The organism is Delftia sp. PX-1 (genome assembly GCF_055797465.1).
The window spans coordinates 1,738,940-1,752,229 of record NZ_CP184763.1 but is presented as its reverse complement, the minus strand read 5'-3'; the positions used below and the strand labels follow the sequence as shown (position 1 = coordinate 1,752,229).

10 protein-coding genes and 1 tRNA gene are annotated in these 13,290 nt (G+C 67.1%); 8 read left to right on the top strand and 3 right to left on the bottom strand.

Annotation, left to right across the window (positions count from 1 at the left end):
- Positions 1 to 2: 2 nt before the first annotated feature.
- On the bottom strand, positions 3 to 893 hold the full coding sequence (locus tag ACN20X_RS07995) for a LysR family transcriptional regulator (RefSeq protein ID WP_244387281.1): 891 nt from the start codon (positions 891 to 893) through the stop codon (positions 3 to 5).
- A gap of 106 nt (positions 894 to 999) precedes the next feature.
- Between ACN20X_RS07995 and ACN20X_RS07990 the strand changes: the two genes are divergently transcribed.
- On the top strand, positions 1,000 to 1,599 hold the full coding sequence (locus tag ACN20X_RS07990; RefSeq protein ID WP_017405388.1) for a short chain dehydrogenase: 600 nt from the start codon (positions 1,000 to 1,002) through the stop codon (positions 1,597 to 1,599).
- A 79-nt stretch (positions 1,600 to 1,678) separates the two neighbouring features.
- On the top strand, positions 1,679 to 2,137 hold the full coding sequence (locus tag ACN20X_RS07985) for a DUF1841 family protein (protein WP_016453732.1): 459 nt from the start codon (positions 1,679 to 1,681) through the stop codon (positions 2,135 to 2,137).
- Positions 2,138 to 2,212: 75 nt separating this feature from the next.
- Here ACN20X_RS07985 and ACN20X_RS07980 read toward each other — a convergent pair whose 3' ends face one another.
- Positions 2,213 to 2,887 (bottom strand): c-type cytochrome, encoded by a 675-nt coding sequence (locus ACN20X_RS07980; protein ID WP_016450129.1) that lies wholly within the window; start codon positions 2,885 to 2,887, stop codon positions 2,213 to 2,215.
- Positions 2,888 to 3,003: 116 nt separating this feature from the next.
- Between ACN20X_RS07980 and ACN20X_RS07975 the strand changes: the two genes are divergently transcribed.
- From ACN20X_RS07975 to ACN20X_RS07950, 6 genes are all read left to right on the top strand, one after another.
- Positions 3,004 to 3,858 (top strand): AAA family ATPase, encoded by an 855-nt coding sequence (locus tag ACN20X_RS07975; RefSeq protein WP_016453731.1) that lies wholly within the window; start codon positions 3,004 to 3,006, stop codon positions 3,856 to 3,858.
- A gap of 8 nt (positions 3,859 to 3,866) precedes the next feature.
- Complete coding sequence (locus tag ACN20X_RS07970; RefSeq protein ID WP_016453730.1) at positions 3,867 to 4,601, top strand: GNAT family N-acetyltransferase; 735 nt, start codon at positions 3,867 to 3,869, stop codon at positions 4,599 to 4,601.
- Positions 4,602 to 4,632: 31 nt separating this feature from the next.
- Entirely contained in the window at positions 4,633 to 5,820 is a 1,188-nt protein-coding gene (locus ACN20X_RS07965) for a vWA domain-containing protein (protein ID WP_016453729.1), read from the top strand.
- Between the two features lie 4 nt (positions 5,821 to 5,824).
- Positions 5,825 to 7,747: an autotransporter assembly complex protein TamA gene (locus ACN20X_RS07960; protein ID WP_473210437.1), complete on the top strand. Its 1,923-nt coding sequence runs from the start codon at positions 5,825 to 5,827 to the stop codon at positions 7,745 to 7,747.
- Between the two features lie 2 nt (positions 7,748 to 7,749).
- Positions 7,750 to 12,069, top strand: coding sequence for a translocation/assembly module TamB domain-containing protein (locus ACN20X_RS07955; RefSeq protein ID WP_473210436.1), 4,320 nt, complete (start codon positions 7,750 to 7,752; stop codon positions 12,067 to 12,069).
- 77 nt (positions 12,070 to 12,146) lie between these two features.
- Positions 12,147 to 12,221 (top strand) — tRNA-Arg (locus tag ACN20X_RS07950).
- Between the two features lie 262 nt (positions 12,222 to 12,483).
- Here ACN20X_RS07950 and ACN20X_RS07945 read toward each other — a convergent pair.
- Positions 12,484 to 12,810: a hypothetical protein gene (locus ACN20X_RS07945; protein WP_080649883.1), complete on the bottom strand. Its 327-nt coding sequence runs from the start codon at positions 12,808 to 12,810 to the stop codon at positions 12,484 to 12,486.
- Positions 12,811 to 13,290: the final 480 nt, after the last annotated feature.

The window sequence follows — 13,290 nt, the reverse complement described above, 5'->3', positions numbered from 1 at the left end:
CCTCAGGACGCGCCCAGCGCCTGCACCATGTGGTCCACGAACTGCGCCAGCTTGGGCAGTTGGCGGCGGTCCGGCAGATAGACCAGGTGCACCGGGCGCGGCAGTGGCACGCAGTCCTGCAGCACGGGCACCAGCCGGCCAGCGGCCATGTCGGCGGCCAGCAGCACCTCGGGCTGCAGGATCAGGCCCAGGCCGCGCAGCGCCGCATGGCGCAGCCCGTCGCCGCTGTTGCAGCGCAGGCGGGCATCGTCGGGCCACTGCACCGGCGCCGAGCCGTCGCCGCGCAGAATCCATTCCGAGCGGCGCTGCCAGACCGCGTAGCTCAGGCAGTCATGGCGCGCCAGATCGCCCACGCCACGCGGATGACCGCGCCGCCGCAGGTACGAAGGCGCCGCCGCGATCACCATGCGATAGGGCTGCAGCGGCCGCGCCACCAGGCCTTCGCCGCCCACGGGACCGATGCGCACGGCCACGTCGATGTTCTCGCCCACCAGGTCGGCCATGCTGTCGCTCAGTTGCAGGTCCACGCGCACCAGCGGATTGGCCAGCTGGTAGTCGGCCACCAGCGGCGCGATCACATGGTTGCCCAGCGTGGTCGGCGCGCTGATGCGCAGCAGGCCCTGGGGTGCGCTGCGGCTGCGCTCCACGGCAGACTCGGCCCAGCGCAACTGCTCGAAGACCTGGCGGCTGTCCTCGTAGAAGCTGCGGCCCACCTCGGTCAGGCTGTGGCGCCGCGTGGTGCGCTGCAGCAGGCGCGCGCCCAGGTGGGCTTCCAGTTGCTGCACATGCTTGCCCACCATCACGGCCGAGATATCCAGGCGCCGCGCGGCCTGGGCAAAGCTGCCGTCCTCGACCACGGCCATGAAGACCTCCATATTGCGCAGCTTGTCCATGGATTGCTAACCAATGCTTAGTAGTACAAAAAGATTTCGCTACTTTATGGCATGAGCGATTTGCAAAACACTGGAGGCCTGTTCACTCCTTCCGAAAGAAAACCGCATGAAGATCCTGCTCATCGGTGCCACCGGCACCATTGGCCGCGCTGTCCACGCCCTGCTGGCCCCGCGCCATGAGATCGTCACCGTGGGCCGCAACAGCGGCGACCTGCGCGCCGACTTCACGCAGCCCGAGACGCTGCAGAAAATGTTCGAAGCCGCCGGCCAGGTGGACGCCATCGTCAGCACGGCCGGCAAACTGCACTTCGGCCCGCTGTCCGAGATGACGGCCGAGCAGTTCAACTCCGGCCTGCAGGACAAGCTGCTGGGCCAGGTGCGGCTCGCCCTGCTGGGCCAGCGCTGGCTGCGCGACGGCGGCTCCATCACGCTGACCAGCGGCGTCGCCGCCACCGAGCCCATCCGCCACGGCGCCAATGCATCGACGGTGAATGCCGCCCTCCACGGCTTCGTCACCGGCGCTGCGGTCGAACTGCAGCGCGGCCTGCGCATCAATGCCGTGAGCCCCACCTTGCTGACCGAATCGGCCGATGCCTATGGCTCGGTCTTCCCCGGCTTCGAGACCGTGCCCGCCGCGCGCGTGGCCCTGGCCTACCAGCGCAGCGTGGAAGGCGCCCAGACCGGCAGGGTCTTCGAAGTGCTCTGATCCATGTCTTGCGGCGGGCCCTCGGCAAAGTCCTTGCGTGCCCCGCCCAAAAAGGCTGCGTGCTACGCTGCGCGCCACCATGTTCAACCCCACCCAAGCCGATGTGCGGCGCTTTTTCTGCGGCGTGCGCACCAAGATGCTGAGCGGCGCGCCGATGGAGGCCATAGAGACGCTGGCCAGCCTCTGGATCGCCGAGCATCCCGAGTATTTCGATGACCTTGCCGACGTGGACGCCGCCCTGCTGCGCGACTACGACGCCACGCCCGGCGTGACCAATCCGTTTTTGCATCTGTCCATGCATCTGTCCATCAGCGAGCAGTGCAGCATCGACCAGCCGCGCGGCATACGCCAGGCCGTGGAGCTGCTCAGCCGCCGCCTGGACTCGCTGCACGACGCCCACCACGCCACCATGGAATGCCTGGGGCAGATGCTCTGGGAAAGCCAGCGTTCGGGCCGCCCGCCCGATGGCGAAGCCTATATCGCCGCAGTCCAGCGCCGCGCCACGAGTGACGGCGCCAAGGCCACGGGCGGCGCATAGCGCCTCTGTGCATCACCCTCAAGACAAAGCCCGCGATTGCGGGCTTTTGCTATGGGGTATGGGGCTGCGCGCGATTCACTGCGATTTGTGGCCCAGGCGGAAATGGGGCTGCGGCAGGGTCTGCAGCTCGCCATCGAGGCTGCCGATGTAGTTGGCCAGCGCCTTGAGTTCGCTGTTGGTGAACTGCTTGGCAATGCCGGCCATCACGCCGTTGCTGCGGCCGATATGGGGGTTGCCTTCGGTCTTGTAGGACTTGAGGGCGGAGTACAGATAGTCCGCGTACTGGCCGGCCACCTTGGGGTAGCTGGGATCGATGGGTTTGGAAAAGCCCTGGCCGTGGCAGGATACGCAGGCGCCCTTTTGCAGCAGCGCGGCGACCTGGGTGCTGGGCTCGCGGACCTTGGCGTCGGCGGCCTTGGCCACGCCATGCTCGGCGTAGTAGGCCGCCACGTCGGCCATGTCCTGCTCGGTCAGCGGATCGGCAATGCCGCGCATGGTGGGATGCTTGCGTTCGCCCTTCTGGTAGGCCTGCAGCGCGGCCACGATGTAGGGTGCGCCCTGGCCGGAAATCTTGGGGACCTTGTACACCTCGGGGAAGCTGGCCTGGTAGCCCTGGATGCCATGGCAGCCAATGCACATGGCGATCTTCCCCTCCCCTGCCTTTGCGTCACCTTTGCTTTGCTGGGCCTGTGCCACAGAGGTCACAGATGCGACAGCCAGCGCCAATACCGTGGTCAAAGTTTTTATCATTTTGCGCGCACAATCCTTCAAGAGTTCTGACGGATGCCTACTGCTGAGCGGGTAGCGCGAACGATTATGGCAGTCACCGTCAAGCGTCCCCATCAATACTTACGCTGATACCGCCCATGAAATTTCAAGGTTCCGAGAACTACGTCGCCACCCAGGATTTGATGCTCGCGGTGAATGCCGCAGCCACCTTGCAGCGCCCGCTGCTGGTCAAGGGAGAGCCCGGCACGGGCAAGACCATGCTGGCCGAGGAAGTGGCCGCCGCGCTGGACATGCCGCTGCTGCAGTGGCACATCAAGTCCACCACCAAGGCCCAGCAGGGCCTGTATGAATACGACGCCGTCAGCCGCCTGCGCGACTCGCAACTGTCCGACATCGACGGCGGCGAGCGCGTCAAGGACATCCACAACTACATCGTCAAGGGCGTGCTGTGGCAGGCCTTCACGGCAGACCGGCCCGTGGCCCTGCTGATCGACGAGATCGACAAGGCCGACATCGAATTCCCGAACGACCTGCTGCGCGAGATCGACCGCATGGAGTTCTACTGCTACGAGACGCGCGAGATGATCCGCGCCAAGCACCGGCCGCTGGTGTTCATCACCTCCAACAACGAGAAGGAGCTGCCCGACGCCTTCCTGCGCCGCTGCTTCTTCCACTACATCAAGTTCCCCGACGCCGACACCATGCGCCAGATCGTGGCCGTGCACTTCCCCAAGCTGCAGGGCGAGCTGCTGGCCGCCGCGATGAAGGTGTTCTACGACGTGCGCAACCTGCCCGGCCTCAAGAAGAAGCCCTCCACCAGCGAGCTGATCGACTGGCTCAAGCTGCTGGTGGCCGAGGACATTCCCGTGGAATCGCTGCAGACCGCCGAGGGCAAGGTCGCCGTGCCGCCGCTGGTGGGCGCCCTGCTCAAGAACGAGCAGGACGTGAGCCTGTTCGAGAAGCTGGTCTTCATGAACCAGCGCAACCGCTGAGGCCAGCCATGCCGGATTCCAAGCCCGACACCGAAGGCCCCGACCACGCCGGCGCAGAATCGCGCGTGCCGGCCATCACCGGCCAGGTCACCACCATCCCCGTGGCTGGCGCCGTGGCGCACCAGGGCTTCGTGCAGCCCGTGGTCATGCGCTTCAACGGCGTGCGGCTCGAGCCCCTGGCGCTCAGCCATGAAGCGGGCCTGCGCGAGGCCGTGCAGGACGGCCAGCTGTGGCGCATCCGCGTGACCTCCGCGCCCGAGCCCGACGACGTGCGCGCCTATATCGAGGCCGCGCTGGAGCAGCGCAGCCAGGGCAAGCGCTTCGCGTTTGCCGTGCTCGACGACGACAGCGGCCGCGTGCTGGGCACCAGCAGCTACCACGACATCCTGCCCGAGGTGCGCCGCGTGGAGATCGGCTACACCTGGTACGCGCGCAGCGTGCAGCGCACCCATGTCAACACCTCGGCCAAGCTCATGCTCATGGGCCATGCCTTCGACACGCTGGCCTGCCATGTGGTGGGCTGGCGCACGGACTGCTTCAACTTCGCCAGCCAGCGCGCCATCGAGCGCCTGGGTGCCAGGAAGGACGGCGTGATCCGCGGCCACGCGCTGCGCCGTGACGGCACCATCCGCGACACCGTGATGTACAGCCTGCGCAGCGGCGAATGGCCCGAGTCGCGCGCCCAGTTGCTGGACCAGTTGCAGCGCCATTCGGACGGCAGCACCGCCGTGGCGCGCACATGAGGGCGCGTACGCAAGGCCCCCGGGAGATGCCATGCTGATCGACTTCTTCTACACCATGCGCGCGGCCAAGCTGCCCGTCTCGGTCAAGGAGTTCCTGACCCTGCTGGAGGCGCTGCAGGCCGGCGTGGTCGGCCCCAGGAGCGAGGACGCCTGGAGCCTGGACGACTTCTACCACCTGGGCCGCACCGTGCTGGTCAAGGACGAGAAGCACTACGACAAGTACGACCGCGCCTTCGCCGCCTACTTCAAGGGCGTGGAGATGGTGGCCGACCTCACGCGCGAGATTCCCCAGGACTGGCTGAAGAAGCTGCTGGAGCGCGAACTCTCGCCCGAGCAGAAGGCCGCCATCGAAGCCATGGGCTGGGACGAGCTGATGGACACGCTCAAGAAGCGCCTGGAGGAGCAAAAGGAGCGCCACGAAGGCGGCAACAAGTGGATAGGCACGGGCGGCACCAGCCCCTTCGGCCACGGCGGCTACAACCCGGCCGGCGTGCGCATCGGCGGGCCGGGCCGCAATAAGAGCGCCGTCAAGGTCTGGGAGCAGCGCGCCTACCGCGACTACGACGACACGCAGGAGCTGGGCACGCGCAACATCAAGGTGGCGCTGCGCCGGCTGCGCAAGTTCGCACGCGAAGGCAGCGACCTGGAGCTGGACCTGCCCGACACCATCCGCAGCACGGCCGCCAACGCGGGCTACCTGGACATCAAGATGATCCCGGAGCGCCACAACAACGTGAAGGTGCTGCTGCTCATGGACGTGGGCGGCACCATGGACGAGCACGTGCAGCGCGTGGAGGAGCTGTTCTCCGCCGTCAAGAGCGAGTTCAAGCACCTGGAGTTCTACTACTTCCACAACTGCGTCTACGACTTCATGTGGAAGAACAATCGCCGCCGCTTCGCCGAGAAGTTTCCGACCTGGGACATCATCCGCAAGTACAACAAGGACTACAAGCTGATCTTCGTGGGCGACGCCACCATGAGCCCCTACGAGATCCTGCAGCCCGGCGGCAGCGTGGAGTACATGAACGAGGAGCCCGGCGCCGAATGGCTGCAGCGCCTGACGCATGCCTTCCCGCGCTTTGCCTGGATCAACCCCGAGCCGCCCGGCGTCTGGCAGTACCGCCAGAGCATCAGCATCATCCAGCAGCTCACGGGCAACCGCATGTACCCTTTGACACTCAAAGGTCTGGAAGACGCCATGCGCCTGCTGTCAAAATAGGCCGATGCCCAAGCTCCCCCCCGCGACAGCGCCGGCCCGAGGGCCGGCGTTTTTGTTTCTGTTGAGTGCAGCCCTGATGCTCGGCGGCTGCAGCCTCCTGCCGTCCAAGAATGATGACAAGGACACGGACCCGTCGCTGATTGCAGCGACCGGCGACCCGGCCTTCTCCCTTGTCGTCGATGCGCCCAAGGAAGTGCGCGAGCTGCTGGAAAAGCACCTCGAACTGCGCCGCTACCGCTACCAGAGCGACCTGCAGCGGCGCGAGTTGACGCGGCTGCTGGGCGCCACCGACGCCAACGTGCGCGACCTGATCGGCACGCTGGGCTACTTCAGCCCCACGGTCACGGTGGAGATCAAGGAAACGCCCGAATCCGACGAGGCCCCGCTGGAGGTCACCGTCAAGGTGGACCCTGGCGAGCCCGCCACCATTGCGCGCAGCCAGGTGCGTTTTGCGGGCGTCAATGCCGACGATCCCGAAGGCGCCTCGCAGCGCGCCACCATCGAAGAGGACTGGCCGCTGCAGCCCGGCCAGCGCTTCAGCCAGGCCAGCTGGAGCCAGGCCAAGAGCCAGGGCCTGCGCACGCTGCAGTCGCGCCGCTACCCGCTGGCGCGCATCGACTCCAGCCTGGCCGACGTCGACGCCGACACGCACGAGGCCGACGTCAGCGTGGCCTATGCGCCCGGCCCGGCCTACACCTTCGGCCCGCTGCGCATCGAAGGCGCCCAGCGCTACGACCCCGTGGGGACGGCCCGCATCGCACGCCTGCCCGAGGGCGAGGAATACGACCAGACCGCCCTGGTCGACGCCCAGCTGCGCCTGGCCAGCAGCGGCTACTACGACTCCGTCTTCCTCACGCTGGCCAACGTGCCCCAGCAGGGAGACAGCGCCGCCGAGGATGAGGAGGCCCTCAAGCGCAAGGGCGCCCAGGTCACCACGCCCGTCATCGCCCAGGTGCGCGAGGCCCAGATGCAGAAATGGGTCTTCGGCGTGGGCATGAGCACCGACACCGGCCCGCGCCTGAGCGTGGACCACATCCACAACCGCCTGCCCTGGCTGGGCTGGCGCGCCGTCACGCGCATGCGTTTCGACCGCAAGAACCCGCTGATCTCCACGCAGTGGACCGCCCTGCCCGACGAAACCCTGTGGCGCTGGTTCACCACGGCCAAGGCCGAGCGCGCGCCCTCGGGCGACTTCGATGTCAACAGCCTGCAGCTGCGCGCCGGCCGCACCAAGTCCGAAGACCACATCGACCGCAACTACTACCTGCAGTACGACTACGCCAAGACCCAGGGCGAGGGCGCGCCGCCCTCCAGCTCATCGGTCACGGCCAACTACGGCTGGACGGGCCGCTACTTCGACAGCACGCTGGCGCCCTCCTCGGGCTTCGGCTTCGCCTGGGAAGTCGGCGCGGGCACCACGCTCACGCCCCAGCGCACGCCGTTCGGCCGTGTCTCGGGCCGCTGGCTCAGCCTGATTCCCATCGGCGAGGTCGATCCCGAGACCAAGCGCCGCAGCCGCCTGGCGCTGCGCGCCTCCGGCGGTGCCTTGCTGGCCCGCAAGGATGCCGACCTGCCCGTCACCCAGCTGTTCATCACCGGCGGCGACAACACCGTGCGCGGCTACGGGTACCAGAGCATCGGTGCGCGCACCGACAGCGGCAAGGTCATCGGCGGGCGCTACATGGCCGTGGGCAGCATCGAGTGGCAGCGGCCCATCGTCATCAAGGGCAACACACAGGACTGGGAGCACGCCGTCTTCCTGGACGCCGGCACCGTGGGCGATGCGCCCGACTCCATGTACATGCGCGTGGGCGTGGGCACCGGCCTGCGCTGGCGCAGCCCCGTGGGCCCCGTGCAGGCCGACATCGCCTGGGGCGCCCAGGAAAAGCAGCTGCGCCTGCACCTGCGCCTGGGCTTCAACTTCTGACCATGGTGGATTCCCGCTTGAATACCCCTGCCTCCTCCGCCGCGCCAGACCAAAGCCCCCAGGCGTCCCCTCCGTCGCCTGCGCCCCGCCGCCGCTGGCTGCGCTACCTGCTCTGGTTCTTCCTGGTCCTGGTCCTGCTGCTGGCCGCCCTGCTGGGTTCCGCCTGGTGGTGGAGCGGCCGTGCCGATTCGCTGGCCTACACCCTGCAGCGCGTGGCCGGCTGGCTGCCCGCAGGCCAGAGCCTGCAAGCCAAGGAAGTCACCGGCACCCTGCGCCAGGGCGGGCGCATCGGCTGGCTGCAATGGCAAAGCCCCACCATGAAGGTGGAGCTGCGCGACGCCACCATCGGCTGGCAATTGCGTCCCCTGCTGTCGCGCACCGTGCGCCTGGGCGAAGTGCGCATCGCCGAGCTGAACATTGCCAGCACGCCCGACCCCGAGGACAAGAAACCCGTCGAGCCGCTGCAGCAGCTCGTGCTGCCCGTGAAGATCGACGTGCCCTTCCATGTGGAGCGCATCGTCTGGCAAGGCCCGCCCCAGGCCGAAGTACTGGGCCTGCAAGGCCACTACGCCTACGACGGTAGCGAGCACCAGCTGGACGTGCGCGACCTGCAATGGGCCGATGGCAGCTACCAGGCCAAGCTGCGCCTGCAGGCCCGCGCGCCCATGGCCATCCAGGCCGAGCTGCAGGGCGACCTGCAGGCGCCTGCCCTGGCTTCGGACGACGAGGCCTCCGCAGCCAAGGCTCCCAAACCTGCACCGCTGGCCGTGCAGGCAAAGGCCCGGATCGACGGCACCCTGGCCACCGCCGCTGCGCAACTGGGCATCAAGCTCCAGGTTGATGCCAAGCCCGGGACGGTGTCCGAGGAAACGCCTGCCCCTGCCGCCGTACAGAAATCCGCCAAGGCCGATGGCAAGAACGGCAAGGCCAGGGAGCGCAAGGAAGCCGCCCCCGTGTCCGAACCCATGCACGCGGACATCGAGGCCAGCATCCGGCCCTGGCAGCCCCAGCCGCTGCAGACCGCGCGCGCCCAGCTCAGCCAGATCGACATCGCCGCCTTCTGGCCCCAGGGACCGCGCACCCGCATCAGCGGCGAATTGCAGGCAGGGCCGGATGGCAAGGCAGCTGATACAGCCCAGGCACCCGCCACGGAACAGGCACCGGACCAGGCACCAGGCTCGGCCATAGCCACCACCGCCTGGCAGCTGACGACACGCCTGAACAACGCCATGCCCGGCCCCTGGGACCGCCAGCGCCTGCCGCTGGACCAGATCGAGGCCGCGGTGCGCTATGACGGCCAGCAGTGGCTGCTGGAGCAGGCGCAGATCGCCATAGGCTCGGGCAGCATCGACGCCCAGGGCCGCTTCGAGCCTGCCACCAAGGTCTTCGAAGGCCAGGCCAAGGTCCAGCGCCTGGACCCCGCCGCGCTCTACAGCCTCCTGGAAGCCGCGCCGCTGCAGGGCGAGCTGCGCGCCAGCACCACGGCCGAGCAGCAGGTGGACTTCAGCGTGGACATCCAGGCCGCAGCAGCGCCCGCAGGCGCCAAGCGCCAGCCCCTGCGCATAGAAAAACTCGCCACCAAAGGCCGCTGGGCCCAGCCCGTGCTGTCGCTGGAGAACCTGCAGCTTGATGCGCTGCAGGCCTCGGTGCGCAGCCGCAGCCTGCAGTTCGACACCGAACAGCAAAAGCTGCAGACCGTGCTGAAGGCCCAGCTGCCCGGCGCCGAACTCTCGCTGGACGGCCACATCAGCCCTGCCGCAGGCCAGGGCAGCAGCCAGCTCAAGCTGTCGTCACTCACCGCCCTCACACAGTGGCTGCGCAAGCTGCCCGGCATGAAGGACCCGCTGGCCGGCGCCCTGATCGAAGGCCAGGCCCAGCTGGACGCCAGCTGGCGCGGCGGATGGGGCGCACTGCAAAAGCGCATGAAGGCCGCCGTGGGCGACCCCCTGCCCGCCAGCGGCCTGCAGCTGCAGGCCGACCTGCAGGCCGCCAAGCTGCGCTACCTGCCCGCCAACACGCCGCCCGAGCAAGCGCTGGAGCTGCCCGAGCTGCGCCTGGCCCTCAAGGGCTCGCCCGAGCAGGCCAGCCTCACCCTGGCCGGCCAGGCGAAGCGCGGCACGCAGACCGCGCAGATCGACACGGCCCTGCAGGCAGGCCTTGCCACGGCGCGCGGTGCCGCGCCCCTGGACTGGCAGGCCAGCATCGACAAGCTGCAGGCCCGGCTGAGTCCGGGCCAGGACCTGCCCGGCCCATGGCAGCTGCAACTGGCAGGCAACCAGCCCGTACGGATCGCCCAGCGCACCACGGGCCGCACCGTGCTGTCCACCGCCTTCACGGCATCGGCCGGCAGCCTGCAGGTCACGCCGCCCACCCTGCCCCAGCGCCGCACCAATGCCCAAGCGCCCCAGCCCGTGCTGCTGGCCTGGGACGACACCCGCGCCAGCCAGGGCGGCGACGGCCGCTGGGCCCTGCGCAGCACAGGCCGCGCCCAGGCATTGCCGCTGGCCTGGGTCGATGCCCTGTCCATGGCCGAGGAGCCCCCGCTGGCCGCCATGGGCCTGAGCGGCGACCTGAGCTTCAACGCCCGCTGGGACATCGACACGACGGGCCCCGCGCTCAAGGCCGAACTGCTGGTCGAGCGTGCAGCCGGCGACCTGCGCCTGGCCGTGGAAGACGGCTCGGGCACCACCGTCATCCACACCACGGGGCCGCGCTCCAGCAAGCCCGGCGAAGTGCGCACGCATACCGTGCGCGGCGCCGGCATGCGCGCCCACATCAAGCAGGCCCGCCTGAGCGTGCGCGCCCAGGGCGACGACGTGCAGGCCAAGCTCGACTGGGACAGCGAACGCGCCGGCACCCTGACCGCGCAGCTGGGCACGCGCCTGGCCCAGCAGGACGGCACCTGGACCTGGCCCGAGAAGGCCCCTCTGTCCGGCCAGATCGACGCCCGCATGCCCGACATCGGCATCTGGGCGCTGTTCGCTCCGCCCGGCTGGCGCGTCACCGGCTCGCTGCAGGCCAAGGCCGAGATCAGCGGCGACCGCCAGAACCCGCAGTGGCAGGGCAATCTCTCGGCCGACGGCCTGAGCATCCTGTCCGCGCTGGACGGCATCGACCTGCAAAACGGCGTGCTGCGCGCGCGCCTGCAAGGCAACCGCCTGGATCTGACCGAGCTGCGCATGCAGGGCGGGCGCGGCAGCAATGCGCGCATCCTGGGCTACAGCGGCAACCTCACCACGGCACCGCGTGAAGGCGGCGAACTCACGGGCTCGGGCTTCGTGCGCTGGGACCCGCCCAACGCCGATGGCAGCAACTCCGGCCTGAGCATGGACCTGCGCGCCCAGGCCACCAGGCTGCAGGTGCTGGTGCGCGCGGACCGCCAGGTCAGCGTCTCGGGCGGCCTGCAGGCCAGGCTGGAGCAAGGCCAGTTCACGCTGCGCGGCGACCTCACCACCGACCGCGCCACCATCATCCTGCCCGAGGAATCCGCGCCCTCGCTGGACTCCGACGTGGTCGTGCACTCGGCCGCCTCGCGCAAGGCCGAGCAGGAAGCGGCGCGCAAGCAGCAGCAGGCCGACCGCAAGGCCCAGGCCCGCGCGGAAACCATCAAGCTGCCCGACATCCTCGTCAAGCTTGACCTGGGCCGCGACTTCGCGCTGCAGGGCTACGGCATCACCACCCGCCTGGAAGGCGCGCTGGAAGTGCAGGGCCCCACCGTGGCGGGCGGCCCGCCGCGCATTACCGGCGAGATCCGCACCGTGCAGGGCCGCTACCGCGCCTGGGGCCAGTCGCTGGACGTGGAGACCGGCCTCATCCGCTTCAACGGCCCCTACGCCAACCCCTCGCTGGACATCCTGGCGCTGCGCCCGAACATCGCCGTGCGCGCAGGCGTGCAGGTGCAGGGCACGGCCAACGCCCCGCGCGTGCGCCTGTACTCCGACCCCGAAATGCCCGATGCCGAAAAGCTCTCCTGGGTGGTCATGGGCCGCGACCCCGCCACGGGCGGCGCCGAAAGCGCCCTGCTCCAGCAGGCCGCGCTGTCCCTGCTCAGCGGCGGGCGCAACAACAGCGGCAAGATCGCCAGCAACCTGGGCCTGGACGAAATCGGCTTCAAGGGACCGGGCGGCGAGGGCTCCACGGGCGCGGCCCTCACCCTGGGCAAGCGCCTGTCCAGCGACCTCTATGTCACCTACGAGCAAAGCCTCTCGGGCGCCATGGGCACGCTGTACATCTTCTACGACCTCTCGCGCCGCCTCACCCTGCGCGGCCAGACCGGGGAAACCAGCGCGCTGGACCTGATCTACACCGTGCGCAAGGACTGACGCCCCACCCCTGCGCAGCCGCCCTGCCGGCGCTGCGCGGGGCGGACCCGCCATGGGTTTACAATCGCCGTTTGCTCCTCTCCGTAGTTCAATGGATAGAACGGGCGCCTCCTAAGCGCCAGATACAGGTTCGATTCCTGTCGGAGGGACCATCAATTTTCCAATGGCGACAACCACTTACAGCTCATTGAGTGGGTGTCTGGGCCATAAGTGGGACATGAATACGGTCTCAAGGGCTGGATTGCATGCCCGCGCAGTGGGCTCTCAACACGGAAACGACGACAGCCCCCTCGGCGCCCTCATGGGAATCGAAGGGGCCGTTTTCGTTTCATTTGGCCCGAGCTAAGCGCGCGCACCCGCATCAGCGCCGAACCTTCTCCAGCGCCACCGCAGGGCCTGCTCAGGCAGGGCAAATCACTTAGTGATTGCTTTTTTCAGTTCTTCCTGGAATTCCTCACCATTCCGAAGGCGAAGATATTCCTGATGTGCCAACCGATAGGCTTCTGATTCCATACCGTACGAAGTCGACAGTACTTCATAGCGGTCGACTCCGGCACGACGCCAGAGTGCCAGATCGGCCATGACCTCCGCGCGGGAAGTACTATTTACTTCCTTTTTATTTGCTGCGCTGCTCTCTTGAGAATTGGCTGCATAGCAAGTAGAAATAGCTATTGTGAAGAATGCGAATTTTAGAGTGCGCAATGCACTTGCCCTGATCAAGGGCGAGGCTATTTTTGACATGGTTTAAATGACAGATGACTATGAGGCTACCGGCAAGTATGTTATGCGGCAGTGTTGACCGAATGAATCAAAGACGCAATATTAAATATTGAGCCACTCCTTTCCTAAAGAAAATTGATGACTACTAGATATATTCATCAATCAATATTCAGAATAAGTTTCCAATCAACTTTTCTTTTTCAATCCAAAAAGTAATTGAAAATTCAAAACACTTTGCTGATCTTTACCCAAAGTCTTGCTCAGGGAATATCCACACGCAGCAGACCAGTGCACGAATGCTGCAAAAACCAAATAGATGTTGAAATTCAAGTGAGGTAACGAGTAGCGGGCTTGGAGTTTGAGAAACCCTGGGCCAAATCTCCGCGCGCTTGCTCAAATGCGTCCCATGCCGCTGCCTCAGGCACTGGTGGAATGGTCACAAGCTCTCTGCGATCAAAACCCACCAAGGCTGCATCAACGAGTTCGTCAACCTCCATCCAT

Coding starts and splice junctions, on each gene's coding strand:
- ACN20X_RS07995 (WP_244387281.1), bottom strand. CDS start 893: ATGGACAAGCTGCGCAATATGGAGGTCTTCATGGCCGTGGTCGAGGAC.
- ACN20X_RS07990 (WP_017405388.1), top strand. CDS start 1,000: ATGAAGATCCTGCTCATCGGTGCCACCGGCACCATTGGCCGCGCTGTC.
- ACN20X_RS07985 (WP_016453732.1), top strand. CDS start 1,679: ATGTTCAACCCCACCCAAGCCGATGTGCGGCGCTTTTTCTGCGGCGTG.
- ACN20X_RS07980 (WP_016450129.1), bottom strand. CDS start 2,887: ATGATAAAAACTTTGACCACGGTATTGGCGCTGGCTGTCGCATCTGTG.
- ACN20X_RS07975 (WP_016453731.1), top strand. CDS start 3,004: ATGAAATTTCAAGGTTCCGAGAACTACGTCGCCACCCAGGATTTGATG.
- ACN20X_RS07970 (WP_016453730.1), top strand. CDS start 3,867: ATGCCGGATTCCAAGCCCGACACCGAAGGCCCCGACCACGCCGGCGCA.
- ACN20X_RS07965 (WP_016453729.1), top strand. CDS start 4,633: ATGCTGATCGACTTCTTCTACACCATGCGCGCGGCCAAGCTGCCCGTC.
- ACN20X_RS07960 (WP_473210437.1), top strand. CDS start 5,825: ATGCCCAAGCTCCCCCCCGCGACAGCGCCGGCCCGAGGGCCGGCGTTT.
- ACN20X_RS07955 (WP_473210436.1), top strand. CDS start 7,750: ATGGTGGATTCCCGCTTGAATACCCCTGCCTCCTCCGCCGCGCCAGAC.
- ACN20X_RS07945 (WP_080649883.1), bottom strand. CDS start 12,810: ATGTCAAAAATAGCCTCGCCCTTGATCAGGGCAAGTGCATTGCGCACT.